The sequence below is a fragment of the Streptomyces sp. NPDC030814 genome, from assembly GCF_055572155.1.
The window spans coordinates 482,030-503,392 of the sequence record NZ_JBVIDX010000002.1; the positions used below are offsets into that span (position 1 = coordinate 482,030).

At 73.5% G+C, this 21,363-nt stretch carries 11 protein-coding genes and 1 tRNA gene; 3 read left to right on the forward strand and 9 right to left on the reverse strand.

Annotated features, from left to right (window positions below):
- Window positions 1-158 precede the first annotated feature (158 nt).
- Window positions 159-232, forward strand: a tRNA-Pro gene (locus ACZ43N_RS05480).
- Window positions 233-519: 287 nt separating this feature from the next.
- The gene (locus tag ACZ43N_RS05485) at window positions 520-1,551 is read left to right on the forward strand and encodes a hypothetical protein (protein WP_468095157.1); all 1,032 of its coding nucleotides are present in this window, start codon (window positions 520-522) and stop codon (window positions 1,549-1,551) included.
- 315 nt (window positions 1,552-1,866) lie between these two features.
- On the opposite strand, the gene ACZ43N_RS05490 is transcribed toward ACZ43N_RS05485, so the two are convergent.
- The 5 genes from ACZ43N_RS05490 to ACZ43N_RS05510 all read right to left on the reverse strand — a co-directional run bounded on the left by ACZ43N_RS05490 (window position 1,867) and on the right by ACZ43N_RS05510 (window position 7,145).
- Window positions 1,867-2,637: a class I SAM-dependent methyltransferase gene (locus tag ACZ43N_RS05490; RefSeq protein WP_468095158.1), complete on the reverse strand. Its 771-nt coding sequence runs from the start codon at window positions 2,635-2,637 to the stop codon at window positions 1,867-1,869.
- Window positions 2,638-2,744: 107 nt separating this feature from the next.
- A complete protein-coding gene (locus ACZ43N_RS05495; RefSeq protein ID WP_468095159.1) occupies window positions 2,745-3,104 on the reverse strand; it encodes a hypothetical protein in 360 nt (119 codons plus the stop codon).
- 6 nt (window positions 3,105-3,110) lie between these two features.
- The gene (locus ACZ43N_RS05500) at window positions 3,111-4,310 is read right to left on the reverse strand and encodes an aminotransferase class V-fold PLP-dependent enzyme (RefSeq protein ID WP_468095161.1); all 1,200 of its coding nucleotides are present in this window, start codon (window positions 4,308-4,310) and stop codon (window positions 3,111-3,113) included.
- A gap of 4 nt (window positions 4,311-4,314) precedes the next feature.
- Window positions 4,315-5,649, reverse strand: coding sequence for a pyridoxal-phosphate dependent enzyme (locus tag ACZ43N_RS05505; RefSeq protein ID WP_468095162.1), 1,335 nt, complete (start codon window positions 5,647-5,649; stop codon window positions 4,315-4,317).
- Window positions 5,646-7,145 (reverse strand): Y4yA family PLP-dependent enzyme, encoded by a 1,500-nt coding sequence (locus ACZ43N_RS05510; RefSeq protein ID WP_468095163.1) that lies wholly within the window; start codon window positions 7,143-7,145, stop codon window positions 5,646-5,648. Before ACZ43N_RS05510 ends, ACZ43N_RS05505 begins: the two co-directional genes overlap by 4 nt.
- Window positions 7,146-7,767: 622 nt before the next feature.
- Between ACZ43N_RS05510 and ACZ43N_RS05515 the strand changes: the two genes are divergently transcribed.
- On the forward strand, window positions 7,768-9,222 hold the full coding sequence (locus ACZ43N_RS05515) for a tetratricopeptide repeat protein (protein WP_468095164.1): 1,455 nt from the start codon (window positions 7,768-7,770) through the stop codon (window positions 9,220-9,222).
- A gap of 12 nt (window positions 9,223-9,234) precedes the next feature.
- On the opposite strand, the gene ACZ43N_RS05520 is transcribed toward ACZ43N_RS05515, so the two are convergent.
- The 4 genes from ACZ43N_RS05520 to ACZ43N_RS05535 all read right to left on the reverse strand — a co-directional run bounded on the left by ACZ43N_RS05520 (window position 9,235) and on the right by ACZ43N_RS05535 (window position 21,334).
- Window positions 9,235-10,737, reverse strand: coding sequence for a tryptophan 7-halogenase (locus tag ACZ43N_RS05520; protein ID WP_468095165.1), 1,503 nt, complete (start codon window positions 10,735-10,737; stop codon window positions 9,235-9,237).
- Window positions 10,734-19,814 (reverse strand): type I polyketide synthase, encoded by a 9,081-nt coding sequence (locus ACZ43N_RS05525; RefSeq protein WP_468095166.1) that lies wholly within the window; start codon window positions 19,812-19,814, stop codon window positions 10,734-10,736. The genes ACZ43N_RS05520 and ACZ43N_RS05525 overlap by 4 nt, the downstream gene beginning before the upstream one ends.
- Before the next feature lie 165 nt (window positions 19,815-19,979).
- Window positions 19,980-20,507: an NUDIX hydrolase family protein gene (locus ACZ43N_RS05530; protein ID WP_468095522.1), complete on the reverse strand. Its 528-nt coding sequence runs from the start codon at window positions 20,505-20,507 to the stop codon at window positions 19,980-19,982.
- Between the two features lie 86 nt (window positions 20,508-20,593).
- On the reverse strand, window positions 20,594-21,334 hold the full coding sequence (locus ACZ43N_RS05535) for a GntR family transcriptional regulator (RefSeq protein ID WP_468095167.1): 741 nt from the start codon (window positions 21,332-21,334) through the stop codon (window positions 20,594-20,596).
- Between the last annotated feature and the right edge of the window lie 29 nt (window positions 21,335-21,363).

Consider the following 21,363-nt stretch of genomic DNA (forward strand, 5'->3'; position numbering starts at 1 on the left):
TTGAGGTCAAGTGGTGATCGGGATTCGTCCCTCGCCGGCCGTTCGCCGCCCGGCGCCGGCCCGCTCCGCCCCGATAAACGGGTGCGCGATCACCGGCCCGAGTGCGGTATTGTTTCCGTGCGCGTTCGGCCAGGGGAAAGCCCAGGTCAGGCGGGCAACGGGACGTGGCGCAGCTTGGTAGCGCACTTGACTGGGGGTCAAGGGGTCGCAGGTTCAAATCCTGTCGTCCCGACTTTGCGAAGTCGGAGGCCAGGGGCCGTTTCAGAGGAGATCTGAAACGGCCCCTCAGCCATTCCTGGGGACCGGTTGGGGACCGGCGAATGACGGTCCCGTGCGTCCCCGCGGACCACCTGGCTCGCGCGAGGCGGAGGGCCGGCGCTGTCTCCTCGCTTACGCAGTACGAGTGAATGAACCGATGGTTCCGTTCGGGGCCGGTGGCGAGTCCTTACGGTTTCTGAGTGGATCAGGGGACTGCGGGGGAGGCCCTGCGGACGGGGGACCGGTGGAAAGGCGCAGGTGATGTCCGCGTTGGGAAAGTTGCTGGACGTGCCCAGGCTCCGGGCGGGCCGCTGTCATCGGACCTGGCCACGGACCTGGGGCGCGGTCGGCGTGGCATGTGTGGTGGGGACCCTGCTGACGTTCGGCGGGCCGTGGGCGGCCGGGAGCGGAGCGGAGCGCATGGTGGCGTTCGGGCCGACCGCCGGTTGTTGGGGGCTGGCGGCCTCCTTGCTGTTCCGCGCGAGGGGAACGAGCGGACGGGTACGGACACGTGTGCTGCTGTTGGGCGGTTCCGCCGTGGCCGGAGGTGTGTACCGGGGCGCGGTCACCGTGCTGTCGGCGCAGCCCGCGGCTTCGGAACGGGACGCGCGATCGTTGCTGGGTTTGGTGGTGGTCACCGGAGTGACCCTGACGGTCGGCCTGGGGATGGCAGGTCTGGTGGTCGCGGCCGATGCCGGTACGGGACGGCACGTGCTGCTGCGGCGCGTGCTCGACGGGGTCGTCACAGCCGGAACCGTGTTCATGACGGTATGGGTACTGCTGCGGGGGGCCGGTGACGGCTGGCGGCTGGGCACGGGGATGGTCGGTGTCCTGTGGGCCGCGGAAGTCGTGTTCCTCAGTTTTCTGTTCGCCCTGCGCCGTCTCGTACGGAGCGACCAGAGAGCCACCGTGTGGGTCGGGATCGCCGGCCTGTCCCTCATGCTGATCGGCGACACCCTGCGACTGTCGACGGGCTGCCCGCGCGCACCCCAGGTGATGTCCTGTCAGCTGGTCGACGCCTGCGCAACCGCGGGACTGCTGGTAGCCGCAGTCAGCCCTTGGGTGCCCGGCGGGGCGAGCGCCCTGGGCACCACTCAGCCCGCGCTGCGCTGGGGGATGGAGGGTGCGGCGGCGTTCGTTCCCCTGACGGTCTGCACGGCCACGGTGCTGGGATACGTGCTGGCTCCGCCTGCCCGAGACCCCGTGCCGCTCTTGGTCGGCGGAACGGCACTGCTGAGCCTCTGGGCCCGCCAGAAAATCCTGCCCAGGGAGAACACCGGACACGACGATTGAGTCCTTGTGCGGCGGCTGCCCTCCTGCCACAGGTCGACACCGGGTGTCGGTGGCCCGCTCCCGGAAGTGGGGCCCCGCCGGGCAGCGCTCCGCCGTTCGTCCCCGGGCCGGACTTCCCCGCCTGGAAGGGGCAGTCGTTCACCGAGTACGGCGAACCGGACGTGCCCGGGAGGGGTGCTCCGCGACGCTGCGGCTGACGCCCGCGCCGGGCACTGCGACGGTGTGGGTGTTCGGCCACGCCGACGGCCCCGCGCACGTTCGCCGCACGCTTTCTGCGTTTCGGCTGAGCCGCCGGGGCCCGGGCCCTGCCAGCGGTCAGTCCTTCAGGGCGACCAGGACATGGCTGTGGCCGTACTGCCAGACGGGGCTGGTGTGGGCGAAGCCCGCCGTGCGCAGGAGTTCGACGTGGCACGTCAGGGGCAGGTCGTTGTCGTTGCCGTCGTGGTTGCCGGACGCGGCCCGGCGCCTCTCGCGCCGGGCGAACAGGTCGGCCAGCTCCGGGTCCTCGGCGGCCGCGCTCCACCAGGACCGCCAGTCCTCGTGTTCGCCGGTCCGCGACCGCTCGGCACACCGCCGTCCCACGACGGCGGTGAGGTCCGCGCACCGGAGGTCGTCCAGGGCGAAGTGGTCGCCATTGACGAGGACGCCACCCGGTCGCAGCAGCGCGTGCAGGCTCCGGTACGTACGCAGCAGGGTCCGCTCGGAGAGGTAGTGGAGGGCGGTGGTGGAGACGACCGCGTCCAGTGGGCGCTCCAGACCGAGGACGTCGGTCCAGCCGTCGTCGCCGATGACGGCGTCGACGAAACGGGCGGCGTCCGCGTGGTGCGTGCGGCCGAGTTCGAGGAGCAGCGGGTCCATGTCGACGGCGACGATCTCGGCGTCCGGGAGCCGAACGGCCAGCCGGGCGGCCATCGACCCCGGGCCGCAGCCGAGGTCGAGCAGGAGCGGTCGGGTGCGGCCGGTGGTGAGGTGCTCGACGACATCGGCGATCACCGTGAACCGTTCCTCGCGAGCGACGGCGTAGTGCTGCTGCTGGCGTTCCCAGCGCTCGATCCACAATGCGGCCGTCTCCATGCTCACGCCCATGACCTCGCGTCGCCTCTTCCGTCTAGCCTCGCCGGTTGCGAACAGAACCTATCGACTATTGGAAATGGTTTCCATTCACGCTGGGGATCGTTGACCGGAGCGTCGACCTACGGGTGGTGACGACGGGCCCTCAGACGCAGCAGCGGCATGTCCCGGTCCGTCGTCGTGCGGCCGTCCGCGCAGGCGTCGAGGGCGAGAGCCGTGCCGCAGCCAGGCGCTTGTCGCCGATGGACTCGTCTCAGGACGGCCGGCACATGCGTCAGCTCGCTCCATTCGTGGCACGGGTCGGGCCTGCCGATGTTCCAGCTCTCCGCATCGGTGGCCAGGAACGGCAGCAGGGAGCGGTGGGTAGGGCCGGCGGCCCTGCCACACCACTGCGAGAGCCCTGGGTTCAGCCGGCCGTCGGGAATCTCGACCTCCTGACCCGCCTTGGGTGCCGCCCACGTCCACCGGCGGCCCGCGCCCACGTCGATTCAGCTCAACCCGGCCAGTACGTTCAGCAGATCGTCGATCTCCCGCGCCGTGTTGTACACATGGACGCTGACCCGTACCGAGCCGTCCCGCTTGTCGGTGCCGGCCTGGCAGAGATTGTCGGCGCGGACCATGAAGCCCTGGCTGTACAGGATGAAGCCGAGGTCGTCCGAAGGGATGTCACGGTGGCGGAAGGTGACGATGTCGTGGCGCCGCTGGACGGGCGAGCCGGCGGCCAGACTGGCCTGGCAGCCGAGGATCTCGTACGGAGCCAGGCGGCGCAGCCCGTCCGTGAACCGGGCCGTGAGCGCCGTGGTCCAGCGGGCGATCCGGTCCGTGCCGACGGCATCCAGCCAGTCCAGCGCGGCCTCCAGCGCGGCGACCCCCACCGTGTTGGGGGTACCCTGCCAGCCGCCCGGCCGGAACTCCGGTCCGCGACCGGGGGAGTTGCGGGCCCATACGGCCCCGGAGCCGGGCAGGGCCAGTGCCTTGTGCCCGGAGAAGACCACGAAGTCCACGTCGAGCCGGTCCACGGACAGCGGCAGATGGCCGACGCTCTGCGCGGCGTCCAGACAGATCGGCACGTGCGGGCCGACGGCCTCACGGACACGGTGCACGTTCATGTCGCCTCCGTACACGTGGTGGACATGGGTGACGGCGACGAAGCGGGTGCGCGGCCCGATGACGGAGGGCAGCGCCCGGTGGTCGTAGTCGCCTGACGACTCCTGGTACGGCAGCGGCCGCACCCGTACGGTGACACCCCGCCGGGCCAGCAGGTCCCGGACCTCCAGCCACGGGTCCAGGTTGGCCCGGTGGTCGGCGAACGGCACGAGGATCTCGTCACCGTCCGAGAGGCGGCCGGGCAGCCAGTCGAGGGCGATCCTCCGCAGCCCCTCGGTGGTGCCGCCGGTGAAGTGGACGCCCGAGCGGTCCGGCTCCGGGTCGCCGAGGAAGTCCTTGACGCGCCGCCGGGTGCGCTCCACCAGGGCCGTCGTACGGTTGGCCCAGGGGTAACCGCCCCGCCCGGCATTGGCGTTGGAGGTCGTGAGATACGTCTGTACGGCGTCCAGGACGGCCCGCGGTTTCTGCGTGGTGGCCGCACTGTCGAAGTAGGTGAGGTCCGGGTGCGCGGTGATGATGGGGAACTGCTCCCGCACCTCCCGCTGCCAGTCGGCCAGTTGCTCCAGATCGGTTCCCGGCACGGGTTCAGTCCCTCACCAGCGGGGCCCCGGCGTCACGCCACGCGACGATCCCGCCGGACAGACTGCGGACGTCGGGATGGCCCATACGGGTCAGCAGCGCGGCATACCGGGCCGACTTCTCGCCGACCGGGCAGGCCAGCAGCACCGGCTGCCGTTTGCCGAACGGCAGCCCCCCGCGGACGAGTTCCTCGAACAACTCGTCGGTGATGTTGACCGACCCGTCGATGTGCAGCGCGGCGTACGCGTGCGGCCCGCGCAGGTCGATCACCAGGGGCCGGGGCTCCCCGTCCTCGATCCACCGCCGCGCGTCGGCCGGGCCGATCACCGTGGCCTCCGCCCGTACCTGGGCTTCGGACAGTGCCGTCGCGGAGTGCGGTCGGACCTGCCGGCCCAGCAGCTCGGGGCGGCGCTGCCGTACATACCCGAGATAGCTCTCGGCGCGGTCGCAGACGATGAAGACCGCCGTGCGCCGCTCGCCCTCCGCCAACTCCGCGTCCGCCGTACGCAGATGGCGTACCGCGCCGTGGAAGGCGGCGCCGCCCGTGGGACCGGTCAGCAGTCCGCAGCGACGGATCAGGGTCAGCATCCCGTCGATGGCGTCGTCGGCGGTCACCGACTCGATCGTGTCGTACGTCGACGGGTCGAACAGACCCACCTGGTGCACCTCGTCGATCGTGCGGATGCCGGGGATGAAGTCCGACTTGTGGGCGACGAGGCCGACCACCCGTACCCCGGGATCGTGTTCGCGCAGCACGCGCGCCACGCCGGTGGAGGAGCCGGCCGTGCCCACACAGGCGATGAACCAGTCGGGGGCCCGCCCGTCCAGGTCCTTGACGATCTCCGGCCCGGTGCCCACCGTATGGGCCTCGATGTTGCGCGGGTTGAAGTACTGGTCGGTGTGCAGATAGCTGTCGTCCGGGCCGCTGAGGGCCTGGTGGAAACGGGTCAGCGGGTCGTCGGTGTCGGTCGGGTCGAGACACTCGCTCCGGCCGGGCAGCTCCTCGATCTCCGCACCCATCAACAGGAGCAGCTCCTTGATCTCGGGCACCCGCATCCGGTTGGTGACGCTCTTGAAACGCAGCCCGTGCATACCCGCCAGCAGCGCCAGGGCCTTGGCCGTGTTGCCGCTCGACAGCTCCACGACCGTCGCACCGCGCTCCACCGCCGAGGCGAGTCCGGGGCGGGCCATGTGCCAGGCGGCCCGGTCCTTCACCGAGCCGAACGGATTGAGCATCTCCAGCTTGGCGTACAGGTCGATGTGGCGCAGGCCGTGCACGGCCGGGTCGATCCGCACCAGCGGCGTGTTGCCGATGGCGTCCGTGATGCTGTCGTACCTCATGAAACCGGTCCACCCGCTTCCGTGATCGGCCAGTACTCCTCGTCGAGGCGCCAACTCCAGGAGTCCCGCTCCGCGGTGACGGCGACCGTGCGGGCGAGCGGCTGCCGTTGCGCACGGTGGGCGTGGAAGTCCATCGCGTATCCGGCGGTGTTGGCGAACGCCAACAGGTCGCCCGCGCGCGGCAGCCGGGGCAGATGGACCTTGCGGCGGGTGATCAGATCGGCCTCCAGACAGAGATTGCCCGCGAGATAGACCCCCACCGGTCCCTCGTCGGTGGTGTCCGTGGGCGTCCCGGGCCGGGGGACGAGGACCGGGTCGACGAGCACACCGTGCTCCTCCAGGCTCACGTCACCGGCGTTCATGCCGAGCCGTACCAGGAGGTCGCCCGAGTCCGCGCCGGCCCGGCGTATGTCGAGGACCCGCGCCAGCGTCAGCCCGCACTGGTCGACCAGGGCCCGGCCCGGCTCGCAGGCCAGGTCGTAGAGGTGTTCCAGGAGCAGGGTGGCCGACGGGCGGCCCGACGCGGGGGCGGGATGGCGGAGCAGTTCGTCGAGGTAGCCGGGGCCCGCGGTGGGGCGGTGGGCCGGGTAGAGCGCCGGTGCCCCGCGCAGGGTGCCGCCCTCGTTGCGCAGCCCGTAGCCGTGGCCGCGCCACGTCAGGGCGGGGCGGGTGCCGAGCACGGCCTCGGCGAGCTCGGTGGTGTAGCGCTCCCACTGGCCGGCGTCGGCGACGTACCCGACACCGAAGCCGCCCCCGATGTCGACGACCCGCGGGTCCAGGCCCCGGGCCCGGCACTCGTCCATGACCGCGACACACGTCTCCAGCGCGACGGCCTTCTCCGCGATGCCCGTGGTGTCCAGGTGATAGGCGACCCCCGTCAACCGCACCGCGTCCGCGTGCCGTTCGACCGCGTCGACCAGGGCGTCCACCTCGCGGACGGGTGAACCGAAGCGGCTGCGCCGGAAGAGGACCCGGGTGCCCGAAGCCGCGGACGCGGACGCCTCGAACTCCGCCAGCCGCAGCAGGACGTCGGTGCGGGGCAGGCCGTACTTCCTCACCAGCCCGGCCAGTTGATCCAGCTCGGCGGGGGAGTCGAGGTTGACGCAGGTGCCGGTGCGGGCGGCCAGCCACAGGAACTCGGGGTCCTTGGGGCCGGTGGCCATGATCCGGTCAGGGGTGAAGCCGCACTCCAGCGCGTGCCGCAGCTCGCCCAGCGAGGCCACGTCGATGCCCACCCCCGCAGGGTCGGTCGCCGTCAGCCGCCGGACCAGGCTGTGCGCCTGGTTGGCCTTGTGCGCGTAGTACACCCGGCCGCTGAGGTGGTGCCCGCGGTACACGGCGCGGAAGCCGGCGACGTTCTCCGCGATCCGGTCGGGCAGCAGCACGTTGAGCGGTGAGCCGAGCGCGTCGGCGAGGGAGTGCAGGAAGGGTGTGGCCTCCAGTAACGCGTCGAGCGGTGGTTCCAGTCGTGGTCGCAGATACAAAGGCGTACGCACGGCAGGCGGCCCCTTCTGGTGTGCACCCGGCGATGGCGGCTCCCGGCAGTCGAGCACCGCCGGGGAGTACCGGCAGGCCGCACAGCCGTTCGGGGGTCAGCATTTCCCGTCGAATATCCCTTTAAGCCCCGGGATACACCGCGGTCTTTGCCGTCCCTTGGTGCCGTCGAGGCCCTGCCGCAGCCCTCGAAGCGCGTTCCGAAGGCGGTGCCGGCCGGGGTGTGGACGCAGGCAGCGAGGATGATCGCGGGGCCTTCCGCGGCCGGGATCGGACAGACCGGTGGTGTAGCCGGCGGTCCGGCCGTCCGTCCGGTCCACCACGACCTGCGGCGCCGGCCAGGCGAAGGCGCGCCGCGCGGCCGGGTGGGTCCCCCGGTCCCGGGCAGTCGGCCGGGCGGTACGACTCCTGGCATGCGGCCGTGTCCCCCTCCGCGAGGGGCGCACCCCGCCCCAGCCGTCCGCGGGGCGCCGACAGGGGGCGCACAGTGGCGGTTCGCGTCGCTTCGCGTGTTCCCGGTGGACCGGACGGAGCGCCGCTCGCTTTGATGGGGGTGGGCGCGGGCCTCCGTGCCGCCACAGGGCCCAAGGGCCCCCACCGCACACGCGCCGGAGTGGAGCTGCCATGGTGACGGATCGGTACGGCAACCCCCTGTTCGAGTGCACCGCCGAGGCGGCTGCGCATCTGGACCGGGCCGTGGAGGGGCTGCTGTTCTTCCGCCCCGAGTTCCCGGACGCGGTCGCCGACGCCGTCGCGGCGTGCCCCGCAGCGCCGTTGGCCCAGGCGTTCTCGGCGTATCTGGGTGTGCTGGGCACCGAGCCGCGCGACGCCGTCGAGGCCCGCCGCCGGTTCACCGAGTACGGCGCCGACCTGGACCGCCCGGCGCTGCCCCGCCGGGAGCGCATGCACCTCGCGGCCGCGGAGGCCTGGCTCGGGGGCGACCTGCGCAGGGCGGCACATGTCCTCGAAGAGCTCGTCGTGGAGCACCCCCGCGACCCGCTGGCCCTGGCGGTCGGCCACCAGCTGGACTTCTTCACCGGTGACGCGACCCGGCTGCGGGACCGGATCGGCGGAGCCCTCCCGGCCTGGGAGGCCGACGACCCCCACCGCGGGCCCCTGATGGGCATGTACGCGTTCGGGCTGGAGGAGTTCGGGTACTACGACCGCGCCCAGGAGGTCGCCCTCGCCGCCGTGGAGCAGAACCCCCGTGACGTCTGGGCCATCCATGCCGTCGTCCACGTCCACGAGATGCGCGGCCGGTTCGCCGACGGCATCGACTACCTCGACGCACGACTCGACGACTGGGCGAGCGGCACCCTGCTGACCGTGCACAGCTGGTGGCACTACGCCCTCTACGCGCTGGAGGCCGGCGACACCGACACCGCCATCCGGATCTACGACGCCGTACTGCACCACGAGGACTCCAGCGGGTTCGTGATGGAACTCCTCGACGCCGCCTCACTGCTGTGGCGGTTCCTCCTCGCCGACCTGGACCAGGACGCCCGCTGGCAGGCCCTCGCCGACACCTGGGCGGCCCGCGCCGACCCGCCGTACTACGCCTTCAACGACGTCCACGCCGTCATGGCCCTGGCCGGAGCGGGCCGGCTGGCCGAGGCGGACGCGTTCCTCGCCGAACGGCGACGCTGGCTCGAACGGGACGACGCCCGCCGGACCACCAACCACACGATGACCGCCGAGATCGGACTGCCCGTCGGCGAGGCCCTGGTTGCCTACGTCCGAGGGGACCACGAGACGGTCGTCGACCTGCTGTGGCCCGTCCGCCGCCACGTGCACACCTTCGGCGGCAGCCACGCCCAGCGGGACGCGGTCCAGCGCACGCTCCTGGAGTCGGCCCTGCGCGCCGGTCGAGCCGACCTGGCCCGCCTGCTCCTCGGGGAACGCACCGGACTGAGTCCCCACAGCCCCTACAACTGGCTGGGCCGGGCCAGGCTCGCCGACGCGCTGGGCGAGGCCGGCCGCGCCGCCGTCGCCCGGGACACGGCGAACGAGCTGGCGGCCCCCGCCGTGAACCGGCTGAACCGGCGACGGCACCGGCCCTACCTCGACCGCACCCCCTGAGCGTCCGCCGCTTCAGGACGCGGCGACCGCCCACCCCAGCCCGTCCTCCGAGGCCACCAGACCGCCCGGCCGCAGCGGCACCTCCTCCTCCAGCGGTCCGCCGAAGAGGCCGCGCTCCTGGAGCACCGACCCCTCGTGGAAGGTCTGACGGAACGCGGCGGACTCGTAGAGCGGATTGCGGTGCCCGTCGGAGTCGGGCAGACGGCCCACGACCCGGTCGAGGTCCGAGGAGGAGGCGGCCAGCCGCGCACCCGCGTCGGCGGGCGCGGCGAGCGCCGCGTCCCCGGACGCCAGCCCGCCCACCAGCTCCACGAACGCCTCCAGCTCCGGCCCGCCGACGTTGGTGACCTTGCGGGCCTTCCAGAAGTACGACCGCTCGTCCTGGTGCAGGTCGTAGAACGACATCAGGAACTCGTGGAACAGCCCGTATTCGTGACGGTAGCGGGCCTGGAACTCCCCGAAGCAGCGGGCCTCGTCGAGGGTGCCGTCGAGCGTGCTGTTGATCGCTCGAGCTGCCAGCAGGGACCCGTACGTGGCCAGATGCACACCCGACGACAGCACCGGGTCGACGAAACAGGCCGCGTCGCCCACCAGCACCATGCCGGGCCGCCACAACCGGGACTTCCAGTACGACCAGTCCTTGCGCACCCGCACCTGGTCGTAGGGGGCCTCGGTGGCCTGCGGGGCGCCGTCGACGAGGTCCCGTATCTCGGGGCACGCGTCGATCAGCCGCCGCCAGGCCGCCGTCGGATCTCCCTGCACCGCCGCCGCGTGCTCCCGGCTCACCACCGCGCCCACGCTGGTCAGTTCGTCCCGCAGCGGGATGTACCAGATCCAGCCCTCGCCGAAGGTGGCGCAGAAGATGTTGCCGTCGTTCGGCTTCGGCAGCCGCCTGCCCCCGGCCACGTACCCGAACACCGCGATGTTGCGGAAGAAGTCGGAGTACGTCCGCTTCCCGCCGACATGCGCGTGGATCCGGCTGGTGTTGCCCGAGGCGTCCACGACGTACCGGGCCCGCGCCTCGCGGCTCCCGCCGCCGGGCCCGGTCCAGCGCACGCCCCGCACCCGCTCCTCGTCGGCGACCACGTCCGAGACCCGGCAGCCCTCCCGTACGTCCACGCCGACCCGGCGGGCGTTGTCCAGCAGGATCGCGTCGAAACGGTTCCGCTCGACCTGGTAGGCGAACGACGTCGGGTCGGACAGCCGCGGGGACAGCGCGAAGGAGAACTGCCAGGGGTCCCGGTTCCGGCCCCAGCGGAAGGTCCCGCCGCGCTTCGGCTTGAACCCGGCCCGCGCGATCTCGTCCTCGACGCCGAGGATGCGGCACACCCCGTGCACGGTCGAGGGCAGCAGCGACTCCCCGATCTGGTAGCGGGGGAACGTGTGCTGGTCCAGCAGGAGCACCCGGTGGCCGCGGAGCGCGACGGCCGACGCGGCGGTCGACCCGGCCGGGCCCCCGCCGACGACGATCACATCGAACTCCTCCGAGGGCGTCTCGGGTCGCGTGGCAGTCACTGGTCTCCTTCAGGGATCGATGCCGGCGGGGCGGCCGGGTCAGCGGCGGACGAGGCGGCCGGGGCCGGTGAGGGAGGGGTGATCGGGGTCGGCGCAGACGGGGTGCTCGCGGTCCGCGGCGGTGGCGTGCCCATGGTTCGCCCCCGTGCGGTGTCCGTCCGGTCGAGCGAGCCGAGCCAGCGGCGGATGGCCGCCACCGTGGCCGGGGCGTGTTCCCGGCTGAGCGAGAAGTGGTCGCCGGGGACGTCGACCACGTCGTGCGGCAGCGGCCAGGACGTCCGCCAGCCGTCCCCGCCGGCGCCCGCCGCCATCTCCGGCGTCGGCTCCATGGCCCGGACCAGCAGGGTGGGGGTGTCGACGGGTTGAGGCTGCCAGTCGAGGAACATCCGCGTGTACGCGCCCATCGCCGCGACGGCGCCGTCCTCGTCCCCGGTCGACGGGCCCCCGGCCAGCCGCGGGGCAACGGCCGCCGGCAACGCCAGGAGCCAGTCCGTGCCGCGGTTGTCCCGGTCGACGCGATACGTGTCCAGCAGCACCAAACCCACCGGCGCCGCCCCCAAAGTCTCCAGCCGCCGGGTCACGATGTGCGCGACGGCGCCCCCGGTGGAGGACCCGACGACCACGAAAGGACCGTCGCCCACCAGCCGCAGTACCGTCTCGGCATGCGTACGGGCCAGTGTCTCCAGGTCCTCCGGTACGGCCGCACCCTCGTCGACACCGGGATGCCGTACCTCCCACACGTCCAGGTCGTCCCGGAAACAGTCGTGGAAGGCGGCGGCTCCGCCACCGGGCCCGGGGAAGGCCGGGTGGTAGCCGTCGAGGAACACCACCACCGGGCCGTCACCCGATCCCTCGGCCCGTCGCAGCGGCGGCAGCGCATGCCGGTGGCAGGCGGACGCGTCGAAGGTCGGCACCGCCCACGACGCGGTGACCAGCATGTGCATCGCCGCGACCACCTGACCCGCCTCGCACACCCGCCGGTAGAGGGCGGACAGGCTCCGCACGGGCCGTCCCTGCGACGGCTCGGGGCCGACGGCGGGGGCGGTTCCGGGCGCCCTTGCGGGTGCCGATTCGGGTTCCTTCGCCGCAGGCTCCGGCAGGTCGTCGAGCAGGCCGAGGACGTGCCGGGCCAGACCGTCCGCCGTGGGGTGTTCGAACACCAGCGCGGCGGAGAGCCTGAGCCGCAGTGCCAGGCTCAGCCGGTTGCGGACCTGCACCGCCATCAGCGAGTCGAAGCCCAACTCGTCGAAGGTCCGGCCGGCGGGCAGCGCCTCGGCGCTCGGGTACCCGAGTACGGCGGCCACGTCGGCCCGCATCAACTCCGCGAGGGCTTCCGCCCGCCGGTCGGAGGGCAGTGCGGCGAGGATCGTCCGCCAGGCACCGGGCTCCAGCATCTCCGGGGTGTCGGCTGGTGCCTCTGCGCCCGCCGCGGCCACCGGTCGGCGCGGACGCGACAGCCCCCGCAGAGGCGGCGGCACCGGGCCTCGCGCGGACCGCAGGGCGACCCGGTCCAGCGGCATCGGAGCCAGGAGGGGCCCGCCGTCGCGCACCGCCGCGTCGAAGAGTGCCATACCGTCCCGTACGGAGAGGGCCCGCAGCATGTCACCCTCGCGCGCCGTCCCATCGAGTGGTGCCGCCGCCATGCCTCGGTCGTGCTCCCAGGGGCCCCAGGCCAGGGACAGCGCGGGCAGCCCCTGTGCGGCGCGACGGTGGGCGAGGGCGTCCAGGAAGCTGTTGGCCGCCGCGTAGTTGCCCTGCCCCGGGCGGCCCAGCAGCCCGGACGCCGACGAGAACAGGACGAACGCCGACAGGTCCAGATCCCGGGTCAGCTCGTGCACCTGCCAGGCCGCGTCCGCCTTGGGCCGCAGCACCGCCGCCATCCGCTCGGGCGTCAGCCCGGCCAGTACGCCGTCGTCCAGGACCCCGGCCGCGTGCACCACGGCACCCAGGGCGGGCTCGCAGCCCTGGACCACCTCGGCCAGCGCACCCCGGTCCGCCACATCACAGGCCACGATCCCCACCTCGGCGCCCAACGCCTCCAGCGAGGCCCGCAGTTCCCCGGCGCCGGGCGCCTCCGGGCCCCGACGGGAGGTGAGCAGCAGATGCCGTACCCCGTGCGAGGCCACGAGATGGCGGGCGAGTTCGGCGCCCAGCGCGCCGGTGCCGCCGGTGATCAGTACGGTGCGGTCGGGGTCGAAGAGGCGTCGGCCGGACGCCTCACGCGGTTGCGCGGCGACCGTCTGCACCGCCGGTACGAGCCGGGGCGCCCGCATCTTCCCCGCGCGGATGGACAGTTGGGGTTCCCCGCTGGCCACCGCCGCGGCGAGCAGGCGCTCGGATGCGGGCTGTCCGTCCGTGTCGACCAGTACGACCCGTCCGGGCAGCTCCGCCTGGGCCGTGCGCACCAGACCCCATACCGCCGCGCCCGCCAGGTCCGGTTCCGCCGCGGTGGCGTCCCGGGTCACGACCACCAGCCGTGACCCGGCCGACTCCGGGTCGTCCTGCCAGTCCTGCAGGGTTCGCAGCACCTGGCCGGTCAGCAGGTGTACGGCGGCCATCGGCGTCTCTTCGTCCGTCACCGGAGCCACAGCGGTGACCACGAGGGCGTCCGCTGCCATGGCGGCGTCGGCCGCGGCGGTGTGCCCGACGCTCACCCAGCCGGGTCGCCACAGTGCCCGCCGCACCATGTCGTGCACCGAGTCGGTGGCGCCGCCGGGAAGCTCCCGCATGGTCAGCGAGTCCACCCGGGCCACCGGGCGGCCCGTCGCGTCCGCGAGCGTCAACGCGACCGCGTCCCTGCCCGCCCGACGCACCCGGACCCGTAGCTCGTGCGCGCCCGACGCGTACAGACGCACACCGTTCCACGCGAACGGCACCCGGATCCGCTTTGCGGCCTCCACCTCCACCTCCACATCCGCCTCCGGTTCCGCGCAGGTCGCCGCCGTTGTGCCGAGCAGCGCCGCGTGTGCCGCCGCGTCCAGCAGCGCGGGATGGAGCCCGAAGCGGTCTGCGTCGCCCAACTCCCCTTCAGCCGGACGGACTTCGACGTAAAGGTCATCGCCGAGCCGCCAGGCCGCCCGTACTCCCCGGAAGGCGGGGCCGTAGGCGAGGCCGTCGTCCGCGAGGGTGTCGTAGGCGTCGGCGAGGTCGATCTCGGTCGCGCCTCGGGGCGGCCATTCCGCGAGTCCTGCCGCCGCCTGCGCACCCGGACCGGGCACCGGGACGGCTTGCGCCTCGGCCGCCGGCCCCGGCGCCGAAGCGGCGACCGCCCGGGATTCCGGCGCCGACGAGGACGCGGTGGCCGTGCGGGTCAGCAGCCCGGCCGCGTGCCTCGTCCAGGTGGGCTCGGGGCCGTCGGTGTCGCCGTCGGCGGGTGCGTCCGGACGCGCGTGGATGCCGACCGTGCGCCGCCCTGACTCGTCGGCCCGGCCCACCACGACCTGGATGCTCACGCCGGTCCGTGGGGGCAGGGGAAGCGGCGCCAGGACCACCAGCTCGTCGAGGGTGTCGCAGCCGACCTCGTCGCCCGCCCGGACGGCCAGCTCCACGAACGCCGTCGCCGGCACGAGGACCGTCCCGGCGATCACATGGTCGCCGAGCCAGGGCTGAGCCGTGGCGGACAGGCGCCCGGCGAGCACGGTCCGGTCGGTGTCCGGCACCGTGAACGCGGGCCCCAGCAACGGGTGTCCGTCGTCCTCCGTCGCGCGGGCCGGAGGGCGGGGCGCGTCCAGCCAGTACCGCTGCCGCTGGAAGGCGTACGTCGGCAGCTCCGCGCGACGCGCACCGGCGCCCTCGAACACGGTGGGCCAGTCGACGTGTGCCCCGCGCACATGGAGCCTGCCCACCGCCGACAGCAGCGTCTCCGGTTCGGGCTCGCCGCTGCGCGCGGCGGCGGTGAAGAGGGGAGCGACGGTGCCGGTCAGGCAGTCCTCGGCCGCCGTGATGAGCGCAGGGTGCGGCCCGACCTCCAGGAAGGCCGACACCCCGTTGTCGCCCAGCCACCGCACGGTGTCGGCGAACCGGACGGGCAGCCGGGCGTGCCGCACCCAGTACTCGGGCGAGCACAACTCCCCGGCCCCGGCGAGACGGCCCGTGACCGCCGAGACCAGGGGGATCCGGGGCGGGCGGAACGTCACCTTCTCGGCGACCCGGCGGAAGTCGTCGAGCATCGGCTCCACGAGCGGCGAGTGGAAGGCGTGCCCCACCCGCAGCCTTACGGCCCGGCGTCCTCGCGCCTCGAACCCGGACGCCACGGCGAGCACCGCGTCCCGCGCACCGGAGATCACCACCGAGCGCGGCCCGTTCACGGAGGCGATCGTCACCGGGCCCGGCCCGCGCGCCTTCCGTACCGACGCGGCGGTCACGCGGCGCGCGGTCTCCCCGCGGCCACCGCCGCGTGTGTTCTCGAACTCGGCCAGCGCCGCCAGTACTTCCTCCTCCGTCGCGTGCAGCGAGACCATCGCGCCCCCCTCGGGGAGCGCCTGCATCAGCCTGCCCCGCGCCGCGACGAGGGTGGCCGCGTCGTCGAGGTCCAGGACTCCGGCGACATGGGCGGCGGCCAGTTCACCGACGGAGTGCCCGGCCAGATGGCCGGGGCGCACTCCCCAGGACTCCAGCAGCCGGAACAGTGCGACCTCGAAGGTGAACAGCCCCGCCTGGGTGAAGTCCGTGCGGTCGAGCAGAGCGGCCTCCGCGGAGCCGTCCGCGGCGGAGAGCACCACGCCGAGCGGTAGGTCGAGGCGGGCCTCCAACGCCCGGCACACCTCGTCGTGCGCCGAGGCGAAGACCGGGAACGCCGACCGCAACTCGACGCCCATGCGGGCACGTTGGGCTCCCTGCCCGGTGAAGAGGAAGGCCGTACGGAGGGTCGGGTCCGCGACGGCGCGTTCCACGCCGGTGACAGTGGTGACGTCGATGCCAGTAGTGACGCCGGTGCCAGTGGTTACGCCGGTGACGGGGGTGGCGCCGGACACGCTGATGGCGCCGGAGACGCTGGTGGTGCCGCAGACGCTGGTGGTGCCGGTTGGATCGAGGGTGCCCGTTGCTCCGGTGGCTCCGGTGGGATTGTCGGCGAGTGCCTCCAAGCCGGCCAGCATCCGGGCCGGTTCACCCGCCGGCACCATCGCCCGGTGCGTCGACGCGGACCGCGTCACGGCCAGGGAGACACCGACGTCGGCCGACGACAGCTCGGGCCGCGCTATCAGATGGTCGGCGAGACGGCGGGCCTGGGCGCGCAGCGCGGACTCGCCTGCCCCGGAGAGCAGCCAGGGGACGCCATGGGTGTCGGTGTCCGGCTTCCCGGCAGCGACGGGGGCCGGTGCGGCGGGCGCCTCCTCCACGATCACATGCGCGTTGGTCCCGCCGATACCGAACGCGGACACCCCCGCCCGGCGGGGCCTCCCACCGGTCGACGGCCACCGCCGTGCGGCGGTGAGCAGCTCCACCTTGCCGGAGGCCCAGTCGACGTGCGGTGAGGGTGTCCCGGCGTGCAGGGTGCGGGGCAACTCCCCGTGCCGTAAGGCCTGCACCATCTTGATGACACCGGCGACCCCGGCGGCCGCCTGGGTGTGCCCGAGGTTCGACTTGACCGACCCCAGCCACAACGGCTCCTCGCGGTCCTGCCCGTACGCGGCGAGCAGGGCCCCCGCCTCGACGGGGTCGCCCAGCGTGGTGCCCGTGCCGTGCGCCTCCACCACGTCGACGTCGGCCGCGCGGAGCCCGGCGTCGGCCAGCGCCCTTGCGATCAACCGTTGCTGGGCCTGACCGTTGGGCGCGGTGAGGCCGTTGGACGCTCCGTCCGAGTTGACGGCGGAGCCCCGCAGCACGGCCAGGACGGGGTGGCCGTGCCGCCGGGCGTCGGAGAGCCGCTCCAGCAGCACGAGCCCGACACCCTCGGCCCAGGCAGTGCCGTCGGCCGCCGCCGAGAACGACTTGCAGCGGCCCTCGGGGGAGAGCCCCCGCTGCCGGCTGAACGCCGTGAACGGCTTCGGCGTCGCCATCACCGTGACCCCGCCGGCCAGCGCCAGGGAGCACTCGCCCGACCGCAGGGCCGCGGCCGCCCAGTGCAGGGCCACCAGAGAGGAGGAGCACGCGGTGTCGACCGTGATCGACGGTCCGCGCAGACCGTACACGTACGAGATGCGGCCGGCCGCCACACTGCCGGAGGTGCCCAGCCCCAGATGGGCCTCCAGCTCGTGGTGGACGAAGCGCGCCGAGTAGTCGGCGTGCATCATGCCGACGAACACTCCGGTGTCGCTCTCGCGTACGGCGGCCGGGGCGATCCCGGCCCGCTCCCACACCTCCCAGGAGGTCTCGAGCAGCAGCCGCTGCTGCGGATCCATCGCCAGGGCCTCCCGCGGGGCGATCCCGAACAGACCCGCGTCGAACTCCGCGGCCCGGTGCAGGAATCCGCCCCGTCGGGTGTACGACGTGCCGACCCGGTCCGGGTCCGGGTCGTAGAGGGCGGCCAGGTCCCAGCCCCGGTCGGTCGGGAAGTCCGAGGTCGCGTCCCGGCCCTCGGAGACGAGCCGCCACAGGTCCTCCGGCGAGTGCACGTCACCGGGGTAGCGGCAGCCCATGGCGACGATGACCACCGGGTCGTCCTCGGCCACGGCCCCGCCGGTTCCCGGCGCGGTGGCGGGCGTCGCGCCGAAGAGGGTGCTGTGCAGGGACCGTGCCAGCTCCGCCGGGCTGGGATGGTCGAAGACCATGGTCGCCGGGAGGCGTAGCCCGGTCGCCGCGCCGAGCCGCTCGATGAGCGCGACGGCGCCCACGGAGGTCAGCCCCAGATCGCTGAACGGCGCCTCGGCGGCGAGGCGTTCGTCCGGCCCGCTGCCACACACCTCGGCCGTCTCGGCGAGCACCGCTTCCCGCAGCGCACGCTCCCGCCCCTCCGCCGACAGCCCCGACAGCCGCTGCCGCAGTGCCCCCTCGACCGACGAGGCCGCCGAGGGCGACACGAGGCGCCCGCCCGCGGACTCCGACACGGACCCGGCCGAGAACTCCGGCGTCACCGCCCCCGGCACGGCCTCCCCGGGGGCTTCCGGCACCGCTCTGCCCGGGAGCTCCGGCGCAGCCTCGCTCGAGGCTCCCGGCGCTGCTACGCCCGGCGGACCCGGCGCAGGCTCGCGGAGAGATCCCGGTACCGCCTCGCCCAGGGACTGGGGCCCGGTCTCACCGGCGGAACCCGCCCCCGCCCCCGCTTCGGCGAGGGAGCCTCCCACCGCTTCCGCCAGGCACTCCGGCAACGCCTCACCGACGGAGCCCGGCACCGCTCCGCCGCTGGAGCCCGTCATCGTTTCACCAGGGGACCCCGGCACCCCTGAGCCCGAGCCCCCCACCCCGGCGCCCGAGCCCTTCACTCCTGAGCGCGAGCCCTTCACCCCTGAGCCCGAGTCCCTCACCCCTGAGCCCGAGTCCCCCACTCCGGCGCCCGAGGGCCTCACTCCGGCGCCCGAGCCCCCCACCCCGGCGCCCGTCGAACCCGTGCCGTCGGGCCCTCGGGTCGCCGCGGCGGGGACCGCGTGTCGGGCGATCTTGCCGGACGCCGTCCGGGGCACCGCCGCTATCTCGTGGAACTCGACGGGCAGTTTGTACTCGGCGAGCAGCGTGCGGCACGCCGCCAGCACACGGCGGGGGTCGAACCCGTCGGGGCCGGGCACGACGTAGGCCACCGGAACCTCGCCGAGTACGTCGTGCGGCCGGCCCACCACGACCGCGTCCGTCACACCGGGACTGCGCAGCAGAGCCTGTTCGATCTCGGTGGGATGGATGTTCTCGCCGCCGCGGATGATGAGTTCGCTGACCCGCCCGGTGAGGCGGAGGTGGCCGTGCTCGACCCGGCGGCCGAGGTCACCGGTCCGGTACCAGCCGTCCGACAGGGCCTTGCTCGTGGCCTCGGGCTGCTGGTGGTAGCCGGTCATCAGGCCCGGCCCTCGGACCCAGATCTCCCCCTCGCCGCCGTCCGCGACATCGTTGCCGCCCACCGGATCGACGACACGTACGACCACCCCCGGGACCGGCGGCCCGCAGGAACCGTCGACCCTCGGCCCGTCCGGCCGGTTCACCGCGATCATCCCGCAGGTCTCGGTGCTGCCGTAGGCGTCGAGCAACGGCGCCCCCAGCGCCTCCTCCACCGCGTGGCGCAAAGCCGGGGAACTGGGCGCGCCCGCCACCACACAGGTGCGAAGCCCCACCGGCAGCGTCGCGCTCCCGGCCGCCGCCAGCAGCCGGTGATACACCGCGGGCACCCCGGCCAGCACGGTGTAGGGCCCGCCCAGGGCCCGGTGCGGGTGGTGCAGTTCGCGCCACAGACCGTCGGGAGGCAGCAGGTCACCGGTGATGCGGGCGCTCGCGCCGACCGCGGTGACACCGAGGATCGCCAGCGAGTGCCCGAAACTGTGGAACAACGGCAGGGGCCACAGCAGCCGGTCCTCCGGCGAGAGCCCGAAGACCGGCGCATAGCACGCGGCCACCGACCACAGCGCGGCCCGCTGCGTGGACACCACACCCTTGGGCCGGTGGGTCGTACCGGACGTGTAGAGCATCCAGGCCGGATCGTCGAGACCGAGATCGTCCCGGGCAGGGGCCTGGCCGGGCTCGTCCGCCCCGGCGACGGCGTCGAGGAGGACCGTGCCGTCCGGAGCGTCCGCCGGGGCCGGCCCCGTCCCCGTCAGCAGCACGCGCGGGCCGGGCCCGCCGGCGGCCGGGCGAACCCGGTGCAGCCGTACGAGCCGCGCAGGATCGGTGATGACGACCGAGGCGCCGCTGTCCCGAAGGAAATGGGCGAGTTCGGCGTCGGAGGAGCGGGGGTTGAGAGGGACGCCGACGGCACCGGCCCGGACGGCGGCGAGCACACCCTCCACCATCTCGACACGGTTGCCGAGGCAGATCGCGACCCGCTCGCCGCGTTCCAGTCCCGTACCCGCGAGATGGGCGGCCAGCCTGGCGGTGCGGCGCTCCAGCTCCGCGTAGGTGACGGCCCGCGCGTCGTCGGCGAAGGCCACCCGGGACGGTGACCGCTCGGCATGCGCCTTCAGCAGCTCCGGCAGCGGCCGTATCAGTGCGTCCTGGTGCATGTGCCGCCGCCTCCCCGGCCCCGCGGGACCACCGTCAATCTCCTTGCGGAGCAACGGAGTTGAGCCTAAGGGGCGGACGACCGAAGGTCCGAACATCTCGACCGTCGGCGTTTCGGACCCCGGCGGCACGCGGACGCGCCGCCGGGACCCCGCGCGACACACCTTCTAGGACACGCAGCCGACATGGGCGAGGGCCTGCTTGAGCAGGACTCCCTGGCCGCCCGGCATCTCGTTCTGCACCGACGGCGACGCGGCCTCCTGCGGGCTGAACCACACCAGGTCGAGCGCGTCCTGCCGGGGACGGCAGTCGCCGGACACCGGGACGATGTAGGCGAGCGCCACCGCGTGCTGCCGGGGGTCGTGGAACGGCGTGATGCCCTGTGTCGGGAAGTACTCGGCGACCGTGAAGGGCTGCAGCGAGGCCGGGACGCGGGGCAGCGCCACCGGGCCGAGGTCCTTCTCCAGATGACGCAGGAGCGCGTCGCGCACCCGCTCGTGGTGCATCACGCGGCCGGACACCAGCGTGCGGCTGACCGTCCCGTCCGGGCCGATGCGCAGCAGCAGTCCGATGCTGGTCACTTCGCCGCTGTCGTCGACGCGCACGGGCACGGCCTCGACGTACAGGATCGGCATCCGGGCACGCGCCGATTCGAGTTCGTCGGAAGTCAGCCAGCCAGGCGTGGTTTCGGTCATGTCAGACATTGGCCGATCATACTTTCCACGTCACCGGGCGCGCGCGTCGCTCTGGTCACACGCGTCGCGCCCGTGTCGCGTGCCGCTCAGTCGTGGGCGGCCCACATGCCCCGTACATGACCGAGGTGGCGGGTCATCACCGTCCGGACGCCGTCCTCGTCGCGGTCGAGGAGGGCGTCGAGGAGTTCCAGATGTTCCTCGGCGGACGCCAGGAGACGGCCGGCCTCGACGAGCGCGTTCAGCCCGTACAGGCGGGAGCGTTTGCGCAGGTCGCCCACCACCTCGACCAGATGCGCGTTGCCCGCGAGGGCCAGCAGGCCCAGGTGGAAGCGGGTGTCGGCCTCCACGTACGCGATGAGGTCCCCGGCGGCCGCGGCGGCGACGATCTCCCGTGCCGCGGGCCGCAACGCCTCCAGGGAGACGGGGTCGGCGGTGCGGGCCAGGGCGGCGGTGGTCGGGATCTCGATCAGGGAGCGGATGTGGGTGTACTCGTCGAGCTGTTTCTCGGTCACGGCGGTGACCCGGAAGCCCTTGTTGGGCACGGTGTCGACCAGGCCCTCCTTGGCCAGGTCCAGCATGGCCTCGCGCACCGGCGTGGCCGAGACCCCGAACCGGGCGGCGAGCGCGGGCGCCGAGTACACCTGACCCGGCCGCAGCTCACCGGCGATCAGTGCGGCCCGCAGCGCGTCGGCGACCCGTTCGCGATAGCTGCTCTTCTTGCCGCCGAGCACCGGCAGGGCCGGCGCCGGGGGAGCGGCGCCGTGGGCGGCGGAGGCGGCCGGCGACAGGGAGGGACCGCCGGTGCGCTGCGGGGCCGTGGGGGTCATGCGCTCTCTCCTGGAGTCCTGGAGCCCGG